Source organism: Streptomyces sp. RGM 3693 (genome assembly GCF_050471125.1).
Lineage (GTDB): Bacteria > Actinomycetota > Actinomycetes > Streptomycetales > Streptomycetaceae > Streptomyces.
This window is the reverse complement of record NZ_JBMPPQ010000001.1, coordinates 184,598-204,228: the sequence shown is the minus strand read 5'-3', so window position 1 is coordinate 204,228 and position 19,631 is coordinate 184,598. Positions and strand designations below refer to the sequence as shown.

At 72.1% G+C, this 19,631-nt stretch carries 18 protein-coding genes; 8 read left to right on the top strand and 10 right to left on the bottom strand.

All coding sequences use genetic code 11. From position 1 onward, the window contains the following. Positions 1–147 precede the first annotated feature (147 nt). Both ACO0M4_RS00955 and ACO0M4_RS00950 read right to left on the bottom strand, forming a co-directional pair. On the bottom strand, positions 148–1,455 hold the full coding sequence (locus tag ACO0M4_RS00955; protein ID WP_430367594.1) for a L,D-transpeptidase: 1,308 nt from the start codon (positions 1,453–1,455) through the stop codon (positions 148–150). 412 nt (positions 1,456–1,867) lie between these two features. Then, positions 1,868–2,206 (bottom strand): hypothetical protein, encoded by a 339-nt coding sequence (locus ACO0M4_RS00950; RefSeq protein WP_430367593.1) that lies wholly within the window; start codon positions 2,204–2,206, stop codon positions 1,868–1,870. A 108-nt stretch (positions 2,207–2,314) separates the two neighbouring features. Between ACO0M4_RS00950 and ACO0M4_RS00945 the strand changes: the two genes are divergently transcribed. Beyond that, positions 2,315–2,737 (top strand): hypothetical protein, encoded by a 423-nt coding sequence (locus ACO0M4_RS00945; RefSeq protein WP_430367592.1) that lies wholly within the window; start codon positions 2,315–2,317, stop codon positions 2,735–2,737. A 93-nt stretch (positions 2,738–2,830) separates the two neighbouring features. Here the strand turns inward: ACO0M4_RS00945 and hutH are convergent, their stop codons facing one another. The 5 genes from hutH to ACO0M4_RS00920 form a co-directional block, all read right to left on the bottom strand. Further along, a complete protein-coding gene (gene hutH / locus ACO0M4_RS00940) occupies positions 2,831–4,375 on the bottom strand; it encodes a histidine ammonia-lyase (RefSeq protein WP_430367591.1) in 1,545 nt (514 codons plus the stop codon). A gap of 130 nt (positions 4,376–4,505) precedes the next feature. Further along, a complete protein-coding gene (locus tag ACO0M4_RS00935) occupies positions 4,506–5,618 on the bottom strand; it encodes a diguanylate cyclase domain-containing protein (RefSeq protein ID WP_430371172.1) in 1,113 nt (370 codons plus the stop codon). A gap of 167 nt (positions 5,619–5,785) precedes the next feature. After that, entirely contained in the window at positions 5,786–6,580 is a 795-nt protein-coding gene (locus ACO0M4_RS00930; protein WP_430367590.1) for an enoyl-CoA hydratase/isomerase family protein, read from the bottom strand. 99 nt (positions 6,581–6,679) lie between these two features. Beyond that, positions 6,680–7,978 carry an adenylate/guanylate cyclase domain-containing protein gene (locus ACO0M4_RS00925; protein WP_430367589.1) on the bottom strand — a complete coding sequence of 433 codons (1,299 nt, stop codon included), beginning with the start codon at positions 7,976–7,978 and terminating at the stop codon, positions 6,680–6,682. 239 nt (positions 7,979–8,217) lie between these two features. Beyond that, entirely contained in the window at positions 8,218–9,087 is an 870-nt protein-coding gene (locus ACO0M4_RS00920; protein ID WP_430367588.1) for a biotin--[acetyl-CoA-carboxylase] ligase, read from the bottom strand. Between the two features lie 131 nt (positions 9,088–9,218). Between ACO0M4_RS00920 and ACO0M4_RS00915 the strand changes: the two genes are divergently transcribed. The 7 genes from ACO0M4_RS00915 to ACO0M4_RS00885 all read left to right on the top strand — a co-directional run bounded on the left by ACO0M4_RS00915 (position 9,219) and on the right by ACO0M4_RS00885 (position 14,861). Further along, the gene (locus ACO0M4_RS00915) at positions 9,219–10,808 is read left to right on the top strand and encodes an acyl-CoA carboxylase subunit beta (RefSeq protein WP_430367587.1); all 1,590 of its coding nucleotides are present in this window, start codon (positions 9,219–9,221) and stop codon (positions 10,806–10,808) included. A gap of 26 nt (positions 10,809–10,834) precedes the next feature. Continuing rightward, positions 10,835–11,050: an acyl-CoA carboxylase epsilon subunit gene (locus ACO0M4_RS00910; protein ID WP_430367586.1), complete on the top strand. Its 216-nt coding sequence runs from the start codon at positions 10,835–10,837 to the stop codon at positions 11,048–11,050. Between the two features lie 109 nt (positions 11,051–11,159). Beyond that, complete coding sequence (gene mmpB, locus ACO0M4_RS00905) at positions 11,160–11,288, top strand: morphogenic membrane protein MmpB (protein WP_430367585.1); 129 nt, start codon at positions 11,160–11,162, stop codon at positions 11,286–11,288. A 212-nt stretch (positions 11,289–11,500) separates the two neighbouring features. Further along, entirely contained in the window at positions 11,501–12,985 is a 1,485-nt protein-coding gene (locus tag ACO0M4_RS00900; protein ID WP_430367584.1) for a peptidoglycan D,D-transpeptidase FtsI family protein, read from the top strand. Between the two features lie 179 nt (positions 12,986–13,164). After that, positions 13,165–13,704, top strand: a complete 540-nt coding sequence (locus ACO0M4_RS00895) for a tyrosine-protein phosphatase (RefSeq protein ID WP_430367583.1) — start codon at positions 13,165–13,167, stop codon at positions 13,702–13,704. 13 nt (positions 13,705–13,717) lie between these two features. After that, positions 13,718–14,221 carry a hypothetical protein gene (locus ACO0M4_RS00890; RefSeq protein WP_430367582.1) on the top strand — a complete coding sequence of 168 codons (504 nt, stop codon included), beginning with the start codon at positions 13,718–13,720 and terminating at the stop codon, positions 14,219–14,221. A 28-nt stretch (positions 14,222–14,249) separates the two neighbouring features. Beyond that, positions 14,250–14,861 (top strand): Maf family protein, encoded by a 612-nt coding sequence (locus ACO0M4_RS00885; protein WP_430367581.1) that lies wholly within the window; start codon positions 14,250–14,252, stop codon positions 14,859–14,861. Positions 14,862–14,894: 33 nt separating this feature from the next. On the opposite strand, the gene ACO0M4_RS00880 is transcribed toward ACO0M4_RS00885, so the two are convergent. The 3 genes from ACO0M4_RS00880 to ACO0M4_RS00870 form a co-directional block, all read right to left on the bottom strand. Beyond that, on the bottom strand, positions 14,895–15,131 hold the full coding sequence (locus tag ACO0M4_RS00880; RefSeq protein ID WP_430367580.1) for a hypothetical protein: 237 nt from the start codon (positions 15,129–15,131) through the stop codon (positions 14,895–14,897). Between the two features lie 81 nt (positions 15,132–15,212). Next, positions 15,213–17,345 carry a protein kinase domain-containing protein gene (locus tag ACO0M4_RS00875; protein ID WP_430367579.1) on the bottom strand — a complete coding sequence of 711 codons (2,133 nt, stop codon included), beginning with the start codon at positions 17,343–17,345 and terminating at the stop codon, positions 15,213–15,215. A gap of 43 nt (positions 17,346–17,388) precedes the next feature. After that, a complete protein-coding gene (locus ACO0M4_RS00870; RefSeq protein ID WP_430367578.1) occupies positions 17,389–19,626 on the bottom strand; it encodes a protein kinase domain-containing protein in 2,238 nt (745 codons plus the stop codon). Positions 19,627–19,631 lie beyond the last annotated feature (5 nt).

The window sequence follows — 19,631 nt, the reverse complement described above, 5'->3', positions numbered from 1 at the left end:
TGGGCCGCGCCGCCCTGTTGGGCCGACGCGGCCACCGAGGTCCGGCCGTCGGGGGCCGGCAGGGCGCACCCGTGGACAGCAGTCGGCGCCCGGTGCCTCGCGTTCACCGCAAGGCACCGGGCGCCGTCGTGCCGGGGTCGCGCCGGGTCAGACCGCGCTGCCGGCGACCCACTGGGTCCAGGACATGTTCCAGCCGTTGAGGCCGTTGTCCGGCTTGATGGTCTTGTCCGGGGAGTTGATCACCGTGACGACGTCGCCGATCTGCGAGTTGTTGAAGAACCACGCGCCGTCGGTGGACGCGTCCTTGGCGCCCTTGACGTCCTTCAGACCGATGCAGCCGTGGCTGGTGTTGGTCTTGCCGAAGATGCCCTTGCCCCAGTAGTTGCCGTGGATGAAGGTGCCGGAGTTCGACAGCCGCATGGCGTGCGGGACGTCGGGGATGTCGTACTCGCCCTTGCCGTCGTTGTTGGTGAAGCCGACGGTGGAGCCGTCCATCCGGGTCTGCTTGAACTTCTCGGAGATGACCATCTGGCCGTTGTAGGTCGGGTGGTCGTCGCTGCCCGAGGAAATCGGGATGGTCTTGATCGTCTTGCCGTCGCGCACCACGGTCATCAGGTGGGTCTTGGTGTTCACGGTGCTGACCTGGGAGTGACCGACGGTGAAGCGGACGGTCTTGTTCTGGATGCCCTTCACGCCCGGTGACGCCTCGACGCCGTCCAGGGCGAGCTTCAGGGTGACCTGGGAGTTCGGCTTCCAGTAGCTCTGGGGGCGGAAGTCCAGCCGCTTGTTGCCGAACCAGTGGCCGACGACCTGCTGGTTGCTGCTGGAGGCGACCTTGATCGCGGACTGGACGGCCTGACGGTTCTTGACCGGCTTGTCGAAGTTGATCGACACCGGCATGCCGACGCCGACCGTCGAGCCGTCCTCGGGGGTGAAGCTCCCGAGGAAGCTGCTGGTCGGGGAGACCGTGGTGAAGGTGGAGTTCTCCACCGCGGTGCGGCCCTGGGCGTCCACGCCGTGCGCGGTGATCTTGTAGGTGGTCGCGCGGGACAGCGCCTGCCGGGGCTTCCAGGAGGAGCCGTCGGCGGACAGGGTGCCCGCGACGGTCTTCTGCTGGGTCTGCTGGGTCTGGTGCGCGACGACCGTGGTCATGGTGACGTCGGTGAGCTTGCCGCCACTGGCGGTCACCCCGACGTCGTTGAGGCCGGTGTCCGTCGAGCCGTCCCTCGGCGAGATGGTGATCTTCGCCTGCGAGGCGTCCTGGGCCGCCGCCTCGTCCACCTGCTGGGTGTTCTCGTGCTGGGTGCCCTCCTGGCGTCCGGTGTTCGCACCGCCGCCGTGACCGGTGGCGCTGCTGGCACCACAGGCGGCGACCGTGAGAACGCCCCCGAGCAGCGCGGCACTGGCTATGAGGCCCTTGCGGCGCTTGCGGTCCGTCATCACACGCTTCTCCATTGCTACCGATTGTGGGAAAAATCCCCGAGCGAGCCGCCAACTGAACGCAGGCATATCTGGACGCAGGCATTCCGGCCGACTCCATTGGAACGCCTTATCCCTTTCATCCGCTTCATTCCTGGCGTAAATGTGGGGAAGGACACGCAATGGCGCCAAAACACCCATCAGCCAAATAATGACGCAGATCACGCATATGACTGCGGAGTGCTGTATGACGTACGGCTTACGTCATGACGGGTGGCGGACGGCGTGAATCCCGCCGCCCGACGGGCGTCGCGGCCTTTTCCCCGCGTCGCCCGAGAAAGCGGCCCGGCTGCATAAACGACCCGGCGTCGTAGACGTATCGGCCCCCGTGCGGCACGGAACCGCACGGGGGCCTCGACGGGGGTGAGTGGGGGTGACGGGACCGCGGTCAGCCCTCCTCGTCCGCGTCGTCCGCCAGGTCCCACTCCGCCGCGTCCCACTCGGCGTCCGGGTCGTAGTCGGTCATCTCCTCGCTGCTCCAGGACGCCTGGGCGAGTTCGGTGCCGGGTACCTCGGCGACCAGGTCGAAGGGGTCGATGAGGTGGGCCAGCGCCTCCGCCGGGTCGTCTCTGACCGTTTCCAGGGACTGCCTGCGCTCATCGTCGGGGAGCGCGGGGTCGGCGTTGATACGGCCGACGGCGGCGCCGGTCAGCTCGGCGGCGTCGGTGACCTCCATGACCAGTTCGACGTGAAGCCGTACAAAGCGTGATGTCTCGCCATTGCTCATGGACGGAGGGTAAGCACCTCCGGGTCCCGACTACCGCGCGACCCGCGGCGGTCACTAACATCTGCGGTCAACGGCCAATTCGCCGAACCCACAAGGGGGATAGCTTTCGTGACCGCACGACGACCACTACTGACCGCCGCTGCCGCGGGATCGGTGCTGTTCGCCCTGTGGTTCGTGCCCTCCGCGAATGCGATCGTGGGAGAGGGCGGAGCGCCGCATTCCGGCCTCCGGGCGGATTCCGCACCGGTCAGTCCCGGGCGGGCGAATGTGTCGGACGCGGCCCATACCGACGATCACGCCGGCGGCCCGGCCGCGGAAAAGCAGAACTCCGGTGCGCGCGGCTCCGACAGCGGTTCCACCACGACCCGGCCCGGCGGCGATCCGGCCGAGGGCGGCGGGGTGACCCACTACCTCGCCGACACCGGCAGCCTGGACACCACGCCCTACGTGGTCGGCGGCGCGGGCTGCCTCGCGCTCGGCGCCGCACTGGTCGGCTACTCCGTACGCCGCACCCGCGACGAGACCGCCTGAGCCCGGGACGCATCCGCGACGGGGGCGTCGGGCCGTGCGTCGATCGGCGCCGGCCGCCACCGATGCGGGCGGCCGGCGCCGATTGACGGAGCGTCAGGCCAGTTCGCCGGTGACCGACTCCGCCGCCGCCACCAGCTTCCCGTCCCGGACGAAGACGTACGCCGCCTCCAGGTCCGGCGCCAGGAAGCGGTCCTCGCCCGGGCCCTGGACGCCCGCGGCGCGTATGGCGTCCAGCACCGCGCGGGTCGCCGGAGCCGGCGTCAGGCCCTCGCGCAGCTCGACGGCGCGGGTCGAGGCGTAGAGCTCGACGGCGATGACCCGGGTGAGGTTGTCCACCGCGGTGCGCAGCTTGCGCGCCGCCGACCAGCCCATCGAGACGTGGTCCTCCTGCATGGCGGAGGACGGGATGGAGTCCACCGACGCCGGGGCGGCCAGCCGCTTCAGCTCGCTGACCAGCGCGGCCTGGGTGTACTGGGCGATCATCAGGCCGGAGTCGACGCCCGGGTCCCCGGCGAGGAAGGCCGGCAGCCCGTGCGAGCGGTTCTTGTCCAGGAGGCGGTCGGTGCGGCGCTCGGCGATCGAACCCAGGTCGGCCGCGGCGATGGCCAGGAAGTCCAGGGCGTAGGCGACCGGCGCGCCGTGGAAGTTGCCGTTGGACTCCACCCGGCCGTCGGGCAGTACGACGGGGTTGTCGACGGCGGCGGCCAGCTCCCGCTCCGCGACCAGGCGGGCGTGCGCGAGGGTGTCCCGGCCGGCGCCGGCGACCTGGGGGGCGCAGCGGATGGAGTAGGCGTCCTGGACCCGCGGGGCGTCGTCCTGGTGGTGGCCGGTGAAGCCGGAACCGGCCAGGAACGCCAGCATGTTGGCGGCCGACGCGGCCTGGCCCGGGTGCGGCCGGATGGCGTGCAGCTCGGGTGCGAGGACCTTGTCGGTGCCGAGCAGCGCCTCCATGGAGAGCGCGGCGGTGATGTCCGCGGAGGTGAACAGCCGGGCCAGGTCGGCGCAGGCCATCACCAGCATGCCGAGCATGCCGTCGGTGCCGTTGAGGAGCGCCAGCCCCTCCTTCTCACGCAGCTCGACGGGCTCGATGCCGTGCGCGGCGAGCAGCTCGCCGGACGGCCGGACGACGCCGTCGGGGCCCTCCGCTTCGCCCTCGCCCATCAGCGTCAGCGCGCAGTGCGAAAGCGGCGCCAGGTCACCGGAGCAGCCGAGCGAGCCGTACTCGTGGACGACCGGGGTGATGCCGGCGTTCAGGAGGGCGGCCATGGTCTCGACGACCAGCGGGCGGACCCCGGTGTGCCCGGAGGCGAGGGTCTTCAGCCGCAGGAACATCAGGGCGCGGACCACCTCGCGCTCGACCCGCGGGCCCATACCGGCCGCGTGCGAACGCACGATGTTGCGCTGGAGCTGGGCGCGCAGCTCGGGGCTGATGTGGCGTACGGCGAGGGCGCCGAAGCCGGTGGAGACGCCGTAGACCGGGTCCGGTTTGGCGGCGAGCTCGTCGATGAAGGCGCGGGCGGTGGCGACGGCCGCGCGGGCCTCCTCGGACAGCTCGATCCGGGCCGCGCCGCGGGCCACCGCGATGACGTCCTGTGCGGTGGTGCCGGACGTCCCCAGCACCACAGTGTGCATATCCATATTCAGGCACCCTAGAGACTGAATCGCCAGATGTCACCACCGGATTTCGGGATCACCCCTTACCGATCGTCACTGCATCTGCTACCGATCATCGCCCGAGCCGGCCGCACCCGTCACCCGGCGCCCGTGCTCACCTCCGGAACTTCCGCCGCTCCGGCCCCGGCGGCGGCTCCGGCGCATCCGCCAACCGCACGACCGGATCGTCCGCACCACCGTGCCGCCCGGCCACCACCGGCTCGCCCGACTTCGCCGCCTTGGCCCGGTACTGGGCGGCGTCCGCCAGCCGGAACAGCCGCCGGGCGCTGTGCACCGGGCCGATCGGATCGCCGGTCGAGGCCACCCCCACCGCGACCCCCTCGCCGAGGTCCAGCTCCGCGGCCCGCCCGCACAGCTCACCGGCCACCTTGACCACCTCGTCGGACACCGGGCCGACCGCCAGCAGACAGAACTCGTCCCCGCCCAACCGCGCCGCGAGCGTCCCCGGCAGCATCGCGCCGCACAGCGACAGCACCGACCCGAAGCGCTCCAGCAACCGGTCGCCGACCGCGTGCCCACGCGAATCGTTCACCTGCTTCAGCCCGTTCAGATCGCACACCACCAGGCTGACCACCGCCCCGTCGGCACGGTGCTGTTCCAGCGCCTCGTCCAGCCGCATATCGACGGCCCGGCGGTTGGCCAGACCGGTCAGCGCATCGGTGAACGCCAGCCGACGGGCCTCCGCCAGCCGCTCGGTCTGGGCGATCCCGGCGGCCGTGACCGCGGCGAGCACGGTCGCGAAATCGGCGTCGGCCCGACCGAACACCGGCTCCCCGGGCCGCCGCGCCACATACAGCTCACCCCACGCCCGGCCGTGCAGCACGAGCGGCGCCACCACACAGCAACCCCGCCCCCGCCGACGCAGCGCGGCCACCCGCCCCCGACTGCCGGGCGGCACCTCCGGGCCGTCGGCAGGCTCGCCGCCCGACTCCCCCTCGGCCACGTCCACCCAGGCACTCGGCGCCCCGCCGCCGGCCCACTGCTCGTGCAGGAACCCGACGATCTCCGGGAACTCATGCACCGGATACGCCTCGTCGTCCGGGAACTCCCGCTCCCCCGGGGCGAGTTCGCCGACGTTCACCAGTACCCGCAGTTGCCCCCGCTCGCGCTCCCACTTGGAGAGCGCCGCGAAGGAGCCCCCCAACGCCTTCCGCACCCCCTGCGCCGCGGCCCGGGCCGAGTCGCGCAGCGCCGGCGCGGCCGCCATCGCCTGCGCCAGCTCCACTACGGCCCGCAGCCTCGCGTCACCCTCGCCCGTCACCGGATCCTCACATTCCGTAGCCGTGCGCACGCTCTGTATTACAGCGTAGGAATGATCGGCCCAATGTGCCCCTTCCGCTGGTCAACGACCACCGGAAGGGGCGGATGGGGCCCTCACTCCCCCGGCCACTCCGGGTCCCGCTTCTCGTTGAACGCCGCGACCCCCTCGGCCCGGTCCCCCGAGAACGCCACGCTCCGCCACGCACCGTCCTCAAGATCCAGTCCGGCCCGTAGGTCCAGGCCCTGCCCGAGCCGCATGGCGCGCTTGGCCGCCCGCAGCCCGACCGGCGAATTGCGGGCGATCGCGGCGGCCAGCGCCAGCGCCTCCGCCCGGTCCTGCCCGTCCGCCACGACCCGGTCCACCAGTCCCAGCTCGCCCGCCTCGGCCGCCGGCACCCGGCGCGCGGTGAACACCAACTCGGCGGCCCGCGCCGCCCCCACCCGGCGCGGCAGCAGCTGCGTGCCGCCCCCGCCGGGAATGACGCCCACCGACACCTCCGGCAGCCCGACCACCGCGGTCCCGTCCGCCACGATCAGATCGCAGGCCAGCGCCAACTCGTAGCCGCCACCGAGCGCGAACCCGTGCACGGCGGCGACGGTCGGCATCGGCAACTCCAGCACCCCGGTGTACGCGGCCCGGGTGCGCGGACGCTGCCGCATCAGATCCGCATCCGTGAAGGAGTTCCGCTCCTTGAGGTCGGCGCCCACGCAGAACGCCCGCTCATGGGTGGAGGTGAGCACCACCGCCCGCACGGACCGGTCGGCGGCCAGCGCGGCACACGCCTGTGCCAGCGCGTCGGCCATCGCCGTCGACACCGCGTTCATCGCCTTCGGCCGGTCCAGGACCAGCTCCGCCACGAAGCCGTGGCGCGCCACGCCGACCCATTCCTGTGCACCGAACCGCTGCATGCCGCCCTCCCGATCCCCGGTTAACGCTCGTTGACCTGACGACGAGGATCATGTCAGCTCACGACCGATTCCGGCAGGGCCAGCGCGGCCTCGCCCGCCTCACCTGCGGCGGGTCAACATCCACGGCTCGACGACGCCCAGCCCGCGCACCGGCCGCTGCCACATCGGCTGCAACGCGAAGCGGTACGGGGGCGGCGGGCTACCGGTGCCCTCCTGGGCGGCCTTCTCCGCGGCCGCGGCGTCCGCCTCGGAGACCGGTGCGTCGCCGGTACGCCCCAGCTCCACCGCGAACGCCTCGTCCACCAGCACGGTGTCCTTCGGCGCTATCGAGGTCAGCCGGCTGGCCAGATTGACCGTCGTCCCGAAGACATCGCCCATCCGGGTCGTGACCGTGCCGAACGCGATGCCGACCCGCAGCTCGGGCATCGTCTCGTCGTGGCCCATGGTCTCGATCAGCCGCAGCCCGATCTCGGCGGCGATACCGGCGTCGTCCGCCGAGAAGAGCACCTCGTCGCCCAGCGTCTTGATGAGCCGGCCACCGTGCGCGGCGACCAGGTCGGCGGCGGTGGTCTCGAACGCCTCGACCAGCTCGCCCAGTTCCTCCTCCTCCAGCCGCCGCGTCAGCCGGGTGAACCCAACCAGATCGGCGAACCCGACGGCCAGCCGCCGGTCCACCATCTCCACGTCGTCCTGCGCCTGGACGACCCGTCCGGTGGCCGCGGCGAGCTGCCGCCGCCAGACGTAGACCAGGAACTCCTCCAGCTCCGGGAGCAGCAGCTCGACCAGCGGATAGGTGATCTCCGTACGGGTCAGGCCGGAGTCCTGGGGCTCCGTCAGCCCCTCCAGGAAGGAGTCGATCTGCCAGTCGGCGAGCCGGGCCGTGGTCTGACCGGTGGAACGGGCGACCTGCACGGCCATCGCCTCGCTCAGCAGCCCCGCCTCGACGAGGCCGGCGAGGCGGCGCAGGGCCAGCACATCGGCCTCGGTCAGGGCCTTGACCTGGCCGATGTCGGCAAAGCCCATGGCCCGCCAGAAGCGGGCCGCGAGATCCATGGAGACGCCGGCGCTGCGGGCCGCCTGGAACGGTGTGTAGCGGCGCTCGGCGCCGAGGATGAGCTGTTCGAGCTTGACGGCGATGTTGTTCTCGCCGTTCTCCCCGCCGTTCTCCTCGTCGCCGCCGTCGCTCTCGTCACTGGCGTTGCTCTCGTCGCCGCCGTTGCCCTCGCCGCTGCCGTCGGAGCGCTCGTTGCCGCGCTCGACGCCGCCGCCGTTGGCCCCCTCGGGGCCGCCGTCGCTCCTTGCGGGGTCGCCGGTGGGCTCGCCCGCAGGCGCCTCGCCCACCGCCTCACCCTCGGCGTCCGCGCCGCGCGGGGTGGCCCCCGGCTCGTCGGCGGTCACCGACCGCTCCCTGTCCGTTCCCTGCGCACGGCCCTTCCGATCTTGCTGCTCGCCCATGATCCGCTGCCTGCCGACGGACCGCCTCAACGATACGGCAGGTGTGCTCTGCCTCACGTAGTTGCTGCGCCCGGCTCGTGGCCCGCGGTGGGGTTCCGGCCGGTGGCACCTGCCGCCGGGCCCGGCCGGTGGGTGGGTCCGGCGGCAGGGCGCCCGCCGGAACCGCACCGCGGGAGGCCCGATTACGACGCCGGTCGGAGGTGGACGATGTCGCCGGCGTCCACCGCTCGTTGGGTGCCGTCCGGGGTGGCGAGGACGAGGCGGCCCTCGGCGTCGAGGGCGAGGGCCTCGCCCTCGACGGAGCTGCCGCCCGGGAGGTCCGCCCGCACGTTCCGCCCCAGGGTGGCGCAGCCCGCCGCGTACGCCTCCTGGAGGCGGCAGGTGGCCGGGTCGCCGTTGGTCACCTGCCATGCGCCGTACCAGTCCTCCAGCGAGCGGAGCACGGCCCGCAGCAGGGGGTCCCGGTCGAGGTGCTGGGCGCCGGCGAGGGCGAGGGAGCCGGCGGTGGCGACGGGGAGTTCGTCGGCGGTGAGCGAGACGTTGAGGCCGATGCCGACGACGACGCCGTCGCCGACGCGTTCGGCGAGGATGCCGCCCGTCTTGCGTTCGACGCCGTCCACCGTGACCAGCAGGTCGTTGGGCCACTTGAGTGCGGTGTCGACACCGGCGAAGCGGGCGATCGCGGCGGCCGTGGCCACCCCGGTGAGGAGCGGGAGCCAGCCCCAGCGGGCGGGCGGCACGGTCGGCGTGAGGTAGACGGAGAGGAAGAGGCCGGAGCGCGGCGGCGCCGACCAACGGCGGTCCAGGCGACCGCGGCCGGCGGACTGTTCCTCGGCGACGAGGACGGTCCCCTCGCGCAGGCCGCCGGCGGCCGCGCGCTCGACGAGGTCGGTGTTGGTGGAGCCGGTGGCGGGGACGACGTCCAGTGCGGACCAGAGCGAATCGGGGCGGATCAGGGCCCGGCGCAGCGCGTTGGCATTCAACGGCGGGCGGCTCAGATCACTCCAGCGACCGGCGTCTTTGTCCCGGTTTTCCGGTGGTTGAGGCGTCATGGCCCCAGCCTAGGTGTGGTCAACGACGCAGTGCCGGAGAGCAGTCCCGCCGATACGCTACGAGTCGGTAGCCACACCCGTACCTCCCCGAGTACGAGTGCCAGTCCAGGACGAGCAGGAGCCGCATCCCGATGTCCGAACCGGAAGCAAACATCCACACCACCGCGGGCAAATTGGCGGATCTACAGCGACGGGTCGAGGAAGCCACTCATGCCGGCTCTGCCCGTGCGGTGGAAAAGCAGCACGCCAAAGGGAAGTTGACGGCGCGTGAGCGTATCGACCTCCTTTTGGACGAGGGCTCGTTCGTCGAGCTCGACGAGTTCGCCCGGCACCGGTCGACGAATTTCGGGATCGAGAAGAACCGGCCCTACGGAGATGGCGTCGTCACGGGGTACGGGACCGTCGACGGCCGTCCGGTGTGCGTGTACTCGCAGGACTTCACGATCTTCGGCGGGTCGCTCGGCGAGGTCTACGGCGAGAAGATCGTCAAGGTGATGGACTTCGCCCTGAAGAACGGCTGCCCGGTCATCGGGATCAATGACGGCGGCGGTGCCCGGATTCAGGAAGGGGTGGCCGCCCTCGGGCTGTTCGCGGAGATTTTCCGGCGCAATGTGCATGCGTCGGGAGTGGTGCCGCAGATTTCCCTGATCGTGGGTCCGTGCGCGGGCGGCGCGGTGTATTCGCCGGCCATAACGGATTTCACAGTGATGGTCGACCAGACGTCGCACATGTTCATCACCGGGCCGGACGTCATCAAGACGGTGACGGGCGAGGACGTCGGCTTCGAGGAGCTGGGCGGGGCCCGTACGCACAACACCACCTCGGGCGTGGCGCACCACATGGCGGGTGACGAGAAGGACGCCATCGAGTACGTCAAGGGGCTGCTGTCGTACCTGCCGTCCAACAACCTCTCGGATCCGCCGGCCTTCCCGGAGGAGGCGGACCTGACGGTCTCCGACGCGGACCGCGAGCTGGACGTGCTGATCCCGGACTCGGCCAACCAGCCGTACGACATGCACACGGCGATCGAGCACGTGCTGGACGACGGCGAATTCCTGGAGACCCAGGCGCTGTTCGCGCCGAACATGCTCACCGGGTTCGGGCGGGTCGAGGGGCATCCGGTCGGCGTGGTGGCCAATCAGCCGATGCAGTTCGCCGGGTGTCTGGACATCAACGCGAGCGAGAAGGCCGCGCGGTTCGTGCGCACCTGCGATGCGTTCAACGTCCCGGTGTTGACGTTCGTCGACGTCCCGGGCTTCCTGCCGGGGACGGACCAGGAGTACGACGGGATCATCCGGCGCGGCGCCAAGCTGATCTACGCCTACGCGGAGGCGACGGTTCCGCTGATCACGGTGATCACCCGGAAGGCGTTCGGCGGGGCGTACGACGTCATGGGGTCCAAGCACCTGGGCGCGGATCTGAACCTCGCGTGGCCGACCGCGCAGATCGCGGTGATGGGCGCGCAGGGCGCGGTGAACATCCTGCACCGCCGGACGCTGGCCGCGATCGACGACCCGGCTCAGCAGGAGTCCCGGCGCCAGGAGCTGATCCAGGAGTACGAGGACGCCCTGCTGAATCCTTACGTCGCGGCGGAGCGGGGCTATGTCGACGCGGTGATCATGCCGTCCGAGACCCGGCGGCACATCGTCCGCGGACTGCGCACGCTGCGCAACAAGCGGGAGGCGCTGCCGCCGAAGAAGCACGGCAACATCCCGCTGTAGTCCCCGCCGTAGGAGGTCGGTCGACGATGATCAAGGTCGTACGGGGCAATCCCACCCCTGAGGAGTTGGCCGCCGCACTGGCGGTGGTGCAGGCCCGGGCGGCGGCGGTGGCCGCCGGTGCCGCCCCGCAGGAGGGTGGGCACGGCAGCCAGTGGTCGGATCCGGCGGCGACGGTTCCGGCCCGGTCCCGGCTGCCCCATCCGGGGCCGCGGGCCTGGCGGACCAGCTTCTGGCCGCGGTGACCTGGCGAAATCCGGTCGGTGCATAGTGCACTGACTAGTCCTTCGTGGTGCGGCGCCTGAGTACGCGTACTCAGGCGCCGTTGCCGTGGGGGGCGGGAGGATCGACGCCATGCTGTGGTCCGATCCGCCCGATGAACCGCCCGAGGAGCTGCACGAGGTGCAGGCGAAACTCCGTCGGGTGGGCTTCGTGCTCGCCACGGCGATCATGGTGGGGACGCTGGTACTCCTGATGAGGTGACGTCCGTTCCGGGGGCTCCGGTTCCCGGGGCCCGGGTGGGATGTGGTGCCCCTCGCCCTCCCGCCCCCTCGCCGGGGGGCCTCTTCACTCCCCACAACTTCACTCCCTGCAACCGCAGCGGCCTAAATTGCCTCTTTCTCTCTCGACAGTGCAATTCGGGCATGCGGCGGTGCGGTGACCGGCCGGCCGCCTGCCGGGCTGGAGGGGAGACCATGAACAGGCCGCTCAGACACATAGCCGTCTTCTGCGGGGTGTTGGTGCTCGCCCTGCTGGTCCGGGTGACCTGGGTGCAGTTCGTACAGGCGGATCAGCTCGCGAACGACGACAACAACCGGCGGGTCAAGATCGAGGCGTACTCGTACCCGCTCGGCAACATCATCGTGGACGGCAAGCCGGTCACCGGGTCGGTGGAGACCAGCGGTGACTTCAAGTACAAGCGGACCTACACCGACGGTGCGATGTACGCCCCGGTCACCGGATACGCCCGGCAGGCGGCGGGCGAGACCATGTTGGAGGGCATCTACAAGAAGGTGCTCAGCGGCAAGGACGACCGACTGTTCTTCAACCGGGCGCGGGGGGTGCTGACGGGCGAGAAGCCGCGCGGCGGCGACGTCCTGACGACCATCAGCGAGAAGGCGCAGAAGGCCGCGTACAAGGGGCTGACCGATCTGCACGCCAACGGCGCCGTGGTCGCCCTCGACCCGCGGTCCGGCAAGATCCTGGCGATGGCCAGCACGCCGTCGTACGACCCGTCGACCTTCGCGGGGCTGTCGGACGCGGAGGGCAAGAAGTACCTGGCGCTCGACGCCGACAAGAGCAAGCCGATGAACAACCGGGCGCTGCGCGAGATCTACCCGCCGGGGTCCACCTTCAAGGTGCTCACCGCGGCCGCGGCCCTGGAGCACGGCACCGTCACCGACATCAACGCCTCGTCCGGCGCCCCGGCCCCGTACACCCTTCCGCAGACCCGTACCCAGGTCGGCAACGACGTCGTGGGGGCGCCGTGCGACAAGGCGTCGCTGAAGACCGGTATGCAGTGGTCCTGCAACAACGTTTTCCTGGATGCCGCGCACAAGCTGGGCACGGACAAAATGCGGGAGACCGCGGAGAAATTCGGATTCAACGCGGAGCAGTTCATTCCGGTGCGTTCCGCGGTGAGTGGATATCCGAGCAAGTTGGATCAGCCGCAGACCGCGCTGACCGGTATGGGGCAGGGCAGCGTGACCAGCACTCCGTTGCAGATGGCGATGGTCGCCGCCGGTATCGCCAACAACGGCAAGGTGATGAAGCCGTATCTGGTCGAGGAACTGCGCGGTCCGGACCTGTCCACGATCGAGAAGTTCGATCCGACGCCGCTGAACCCGAAGGATCCGCAGGCGGTTTCGGAGGGCACCGCGAAGAAGGTGCAGGAAATGATGGAGTACACCGTTTCGGACGGCACCGCCTCGAAGGCGAAGATCGACGGGGTGACGGTCGGCGGCAAGACCGGTACCGCGCAGCACGGTGCGAATGTGAACGATGAGCGGCCGTACGCCTGGTTCGTCTCCTACGCGAAGTCGCCCGACGGGAGTTCGCCGGTGGCGGTGGCGGTCTTCGTCGATCCGAAGGACATGGACATCCCGCGGTCGGAGATCGCCGGTGGAAAGTTGGGCGGGCCGATCGCGAAGTCGGTGATGGAGGCCGTGCTCAAGAAGTAGGGAATGTCGGACGCGGAATACGGCGGGCCGGGCGGCCGGGAAAAGGGGGAAATGATCTCCCTTGAGTACCGGGGCCCGGCCCGTTTCCTGTGGGTTTCCTGTGGCGCCGGCTGTGCGTTCGCTGTGCCCGCCGGCAATGCTTACGGAGGATTTACCGCGGGCACCCCTACCTTCGCCTAATGGTCACCATTAATACGTTCCCGGTGCGGCGGCCCGCGCTCCGACTCCTCGTCGCGGCCACCGGTCTCGGTGTCCTCGCCACCGGCGCCGTCGGCTGCTCCGCCCGGCCCGCGCAGGACTCCCCCGGCGGCCGGTCGAGCAGCGCCGCCCAGGCCGCCGCCCCCACCCCCCGCTCGATGGGCCTGCGGGACGCCCCCAACGCCCGCGACCCCCAGGGCAAGGACCGCACGGGCTGGATGAGCGCCGTCCTGCTGACCGCGGCGGGCGTGCCGCGGGCCACCGTCGACCAGGACTACCTGGCGTCCAACCACTACCTCCAGGCATCCAACGACCGTCAGATGGCGCAGCTCCGGGCGGCCGGCAAGGTCAAGGACCCGGCGTTGCTGACGCCGGTGCTCGGAGTGCGGGAGAGCTATCTGGACGCGGCGTTCAACGAGGTCACGACCGCATACGGGTCGTTCGACGGCTATCTGAGAAAGGGGCTCGGGCTGGACCGGGCCACGGAGCTCAAGCTCCGGCAGCGACTGACCGGCACGTGAGGGGGCCGCGGAGATGTCCCCGAAGCTGCCCGCCCCCGTCATGGCCGCCCTGTGTGCGGCGCTGGTCCTGGTCGGACTGCTGGTGTGGCGCCCGCTCGTCCGCCGTCGCGGATGGCCGTCCGTCCCGACCCTGCTCTTCCTGGTGAGCTGCGGTCTGTGCGTCGGGATCACGCTCCCCGACCAGATCGCGCCGGGCGTCCTCGCGCGGCTGCACGAGTGCGTCGTCGAGGACGGGGCCGGGGTGCGGACGCTGGGCGCGGGCGCCGGGCACCAGGCGGTCAACGTCCTGTTGTGGATCCCGCCGGCGCTCTGCGGAGTGCTGGCGACCCGGCGGGCGCTGCTGGTGCCGCTCGGCATCTCCGCCACCTGGGCCGCCGTCGAACTGTTGCAGACCCTCGACCCGGTGCGGGACTGTCAGCCAGCGGACTGGGCGCACAACACCCTGGGGGCCGCGCTCGGTGCGCTCGTGGGGTGGCTGGCGCTACGGGTCGCCCGGCACCGGGCCCCGGCCCGCTGACCGCCGCCGGCTCCGTACGATGGCGGGCATGACCGAAGCTCCCCGCCCCCGCCGTCTCGTCCTCGCGTCCCAGTCCCCGGCCCGTCTCGGCCTGCTCCGGCAGGCCGGGTTGGTGCCCGAGGTCGTGGTCAGCGGGGTCGACGAGGACGCGCTGACCGCCGCCACCCCCGAGGAGCTGGCCCGGGTGCTGGCCGAGGCGAAGGCCGCCGCGGTCGCGGCCCGGCCGGAGGCCGCGGGGGCGCTGGTCGTCGGCTGCGACTCGGTACTGGAGCTGGACGGGCGGGCGCTCGGCAAGCCAGCGGACGCCGAGGACGCCACGGCCCGCTGGAAGTCCATGCGCGGCCGGTCCGGGATCCTGCGCACCGGCCACTGCGTGATCGACACCGCGACCGGCCGGCAGGTGTCGGCCACCGCGTCCACCACGGTCCGCTTCGGCGAGCCCAGCGACGCCGAGATCGCCGCGTACGTGGCCAGTGGTGAACCGCTCTACGTGGCGGGCGCGTTCACCCTCGACGGCCGCTCGGCGCCGTTCATCGACGGGATCGACGGCGACCCGGGCAACGTCATCGGCCTCTCGCTGCCGCTGTTCCGGCGCCTGCTGGCCGATCTGGGCATCGCGATCACGGAGTTGTGGGCCTGAGCCCGACCCACCCTCGGGACTGCCCGGTGGAGTTCAGTGGAAGCCCAGCATGCCGGGCGAATCGATGCCGACGGTGACCACACCGGGCGGGTAGGCGTTCTCCTCGCCGGTCAGCAGGATCGGCATGCCGGTGACCTCCGGACGCGGCAGCGCGCAGTACAGCGCATGACAGGTGTCCGGGCCCCCGTAGCCGTCGCGGATCATGGTTCCGACGCTCACGGCGGCGGTGGTGTCGAGAGCGTCGACGGCGACGGCGGAGAAGGCGAGCACCCGGCGGGGAACGATGGCCCCGAGAAGGGGCGCCGGACCTCCGCCTGCCCGGCCCTGATCCACCGGAGCGGCCCCAAGCGGTCAGAACACCGGTAGCGCCCACAGGTTGCCGTCGTTCATCACGAAGACCCGGTTGCCGTCGGCGGACAGCCACTGGCGGCCCTGCGAGTCGGGCAGTTTGTAGCTCCAGATCGGCATGCCGCTGTTCTTGTCCATGGTCTGCACCTCGGCCTGCATGCCGACGCCGACGGTGTAGACGGTCCAGATGCCGCCGCCCTGGACGACGATCGGCGTGGTGATGCCGGCGGCGCCGCGGACCTGGAAGATCTCCTTGCCGTTGTCGGGCCGGCGTTTGAGCGGCAGGGTGGATTCGGTCCCGTCGTCGTGTTCGAGGTTCTCGAAGGCCGCGTAGACCGCGTCGGGGTAGGCGGTGACCACGCCGTAGCGGGAGGGGCGGTTGAGGTAGTCCTTCTCCTTGACCTGCCACAGTTCCTTGCCGTCGGTGATCCGGCGGGCGGTGAGCGTGTGGCCGCCGAAGTAGACGGTGGAGCCGGAGAGCGCCGGGCGGACGTAACGGTCGGACTGGTTGCGGATGTCCCAGACCCGGCGGCCGGTGGCGGTGTCCACGGCCAGGACGTGCCCGTCGAGGGTGGCCAGGACCAGTCGGCCCTCGGCGATCACCCCGGGCGGATTGGCCTTGGCGCGGAACGGCGGGTCGATCGGCGCGGTCCAGCGGATCTTGGCGTCGGACCGGCCGATGGCGCGCAGCCGGTGGTCCTTGGTCAGCGCGTAGAGGGTGTGCTCGTCGGCGGCGAGCAGGGACTCGGCCTCGGCGGGCGCGGTCCAGCGGGGCTCGCCGGTGGACGCGACGAAGGTGCGCACGGTGCCCCGGGCGTCGACCGCGGCGATCAGCCGGTCGGAGAGCGAGAGGTAGCGGCCGGTGGCGCGGACGTCGGGCGCGGCCCAGCGGCGTTTGCCGTCAACGACGTTGTGGGCCGCGATGCCGCCGCCGCGGGCGCCGAAGACGAGGACGTCGCGGACCGGCAGGGGGGCGGGGGTGTCGTCGGCGAGGACGTCGAACGGGCCCCAGAGGGCCTTGGGGGAGCCGCCGACGAGGTAGTCGCCGTCGTCGGCGGACAGCGGGTGGGCCTCGGGGGTCCGCGCGGCCGGCGGGACGGCGAACGGGTCGGCCTTCCGCACCGGTGAGTGCGCGCGGGGCCACCAGAGGGCGGCCGCGCCACCGCCCGCGGCGAGCACCGCCCCGCCGGCGGCGGCGCCGAGCAGCAGCCGGCGCCGCGACACCGGGGTGCCGGGCTCCGGGGCCGCGGTCAGCGTGGTGAGTGCGTGGATGCCGCTCTCCCGCTCCTTGATCTCCTGGGCGACCGGACCGCGCCGCCAGGCCCGGTCGGCGCCCCGGGGCGGTGCGCAGGCGGCCGCGAGGGCCGCCGGGGTGGGGCGGGCCGCGGCGTCCTTGGCCAGCAGCGGTTCGATCAGCGGGCGGAGCGGTGCGGGGACGCCGCTGAGGTCGGCGGCGTCGTGCACGACGCTGTACTGGACGGCGGCGATGTGGCCGCCGTCGAAGGCGCGCCGGCCGCTCGCCGCGTACACCAGGACGGCGCCCAGCGAGAAGAGGTCGGCGGGCGGCGCGACCCGGCGGCCCAGGACCTGTTCGGGGGCGCCGTAGCCGGGGGTGACCGGGATCTGGCCGGTGGTGGTGAGGGTCAGGCCGTGCTCGGGGCGGGCGATGCCGAAGTCGATGATGCGCGGACCGGACGAGGTCAGGACGATGTTCGGCGGTTTGAGGTCGCGGTGGATCAGGCCGGTGGCGTGGATGTCGGCGAGGGTGCGCGCGAGGGACGCGGCCAGCGCCCGTACCGCCGCTTCGTCGAACGGGCCGTGTGCCTCGACGGCCTGGTCGAGCGTCGGCCCGGCGAGGAACTCGGTGGCGATCCAGGGGCGGCCGCCTTCGGTCTGGGCGCCGAGGACGTTGGCGACGCCGGTGCCGGTGACCGCCCGGGCGGTCTGCGCCTCGCGGACGAAACGCTGGGCGAGTTGGGTGTCGCCGGCGAGTTCGGGCCGCAGCACCTTGACCGCGGCGACCGTGCCGGCCGCGTCCTGGCCGACGTAGACCTTGCCCATGCCGCCTTCGCCGAGCACGCCGAGCAGGCGGTACGGGCCGAGCCGGAGCGGGTCTCCGGTGTCGAGAGGTGTCATGGGGCGGGAGCTTTCTGACGGAGGGCCGGCGGGGTGCGCCGGGTCACTGGAGCGGGAACCCGGCGAGGAAGTGGCCGCCGAGCGCGAGGACCACCTTGCTCGCGTCGTGGGCGGCGAAGCGGTCCGCGGTGGTCGTGTAGGTGTGGGCGGTGAGGTGGGAGGTGAGGCTCACGGCGCGCAGGACGCCCTCGCTCTTGCTGTGGACGTAGACGTGGCCGGGGCCGACGACCGGCGGGTCGTAGACGGCGGACCGGCCGGCGTCGCCGCCCTGTTGGGTCCAGCGCACCTTCCCGGTGGCCGCGTCGAACGCGACGGCGCCGAGGCCCTTCTCCACGGCGTAGAGCACGCCGTCCTTGAGGGTCGGCGGCCCGTAGGTCTTTCCGGCGCGGGCGGTGGAGGTGTCCCAGGCCGGGGTGCCGTCGGTCAGGCGGAGGGCGCGCAGCGGCCCGTTGCCCAGGTAGACGTGGCGGGCGTCGGTGGCCAGTTGGGGGCGTACCAGGTCGCGGTGGGCGGGGAACGGCCGGTCCCAGGCGAGGGCGCCGGTGCGGGTGTCCCGGGCCTGGGCGCGGACGGTCCCGTCGTTGGCCTCGAAGAGCAGGACCAGGCGGTCGCCGACGGCCTTGGCGGCCAGGTAGTACAGGCGCGTGGAGCCGACGTACTTGACCTTGGGCGGGCGCTCCGGCAGCGGCTGCCGCCAGCGCACCGTGCCGTGTGTGCGGTCGACGGCGATGACGTACCAGCTCTGGCCCGGCTGGAAGTAGATGTCGCTGCTGCGCCCGACGCAGCCCGCCAGGTAGAACGTGTCGGCGGTGACGCAGAGCAGCTGGTTGAGCCACATGCAGCCGTTGAAGTCGGCGAGTTCGACGGCGGCTTTGCCCGGCTTGCCGGTGACCGGGTCGAGCGGCACGATCCGCAGCGGGGCGCTGGCGCCGTGCTCGACGGGGAGGCGGTAGAGGTGGGTGGCGTCCCAGGCCGTCTGCCAACTGCCGTGCTCGGCGTCGGTCGTCCAGGCGACGCTGCCGGTCGGCGGGTCGATGCCGGCCAGGCCCGCGCCGGCGAACACCAGCCCCAGGTCCTCGAAGGCGGCCGGCGGGGCGGGGTTGCCGGGCGTGACGTCGGTCTCCGGCTCGGCGACCTGCTGCTGCCAGAGCGAGTCCAGTTTCTTCTTCGCCAGCGGGGGGACGGTGGGGCCGGCGGTGGGCTTGGGGTACGGGGGTGTGCCGGGGTCGGGGGCGCCGGAGGAGAGCCAGGACCACAGTCCGGTGCCGGCGCCCGCCACCCCGAGGGCGGCGCCGGCCCCGGCGGTCAGCAGGCCGCGGCGGGACAGCCGGCCCTTGGCGGGGGTGTCGGTGGGGGGCGGCAGCGTCGGGGTGCCTTCCGGGGCGGGCAGCCGCTCGGGCGTGAGCTGCCAGACCTCGCTCGCCCGGGCGCCGATCAGGGCCAGCAGCGGGTCCGGCAGGTGATCGGCGAACTCCCCGCTGCCGTCGTGGAGTTGGCCGGCCAGTTCGGTCGTGGTGGGGCGGACGGCCGGATCCTTGGCCAGGCAGCGGGACAGCAGCGGGACCAGGGCGGCCGGGGTGCCGGTGAGGTCGGGGTCGGCGTAGCGGACCCGGTAGAGCAGGTCGGCGGGTTGTCCGCCGCCGAACGGGCCGCGTCCGGTGGCGGCGAAGACCAGGACGCCGGCGAGCGCGAAGACGTCGCCGGCCGGGGCGTGTTCCTGTCCGGACGCCTGCTCCGGCGACATGAAGGCCGGGGTGCCGACGGCGGAGCCGGTGTGGGTGAGTCGTTCGTCGCCGAGGGCACGGGCGATGCCGAAGTCGATGACCTTCGGGCCGTGCGCGGTGACCATGATGTTGGACGGTTTGAGGTCGCGGTGGACGACGTCGGACCGGTGCAGCTGGCCGAGCGCCCCGCACAGCGCCGCCCCCAGGGCCCGTACCGCGGCTTCGGGCAGGGGGCCGCACTGCTCCACCGCGTCGTCGAGCGGCGGGCCGAGGACGTACTCGGTGGCCAGGTAGGGGGTTTCGGCGGCCGGGTCGGCGGCGACGACCTGGGCGCCGTAGCGGCCGCCGATGACCCGCGCGGCGTCCGCCTCCAACCGGAACCGGGTGCGGAACTCCGCGTCCCGGGCGATCCGGGCGTGCATCGTCTTCAGCGCCAGAGTGCGGCCGCCCGGCGAGCGGGCCAGGTAGACGGTGCCCATGCCGCCGCTGCCCAGCCGGGCGATCAGGCGGTACGGGCCGAAGCCGGGCGGGTCGTCGTGGGTGAGCGGGAGGGGCACGGGCG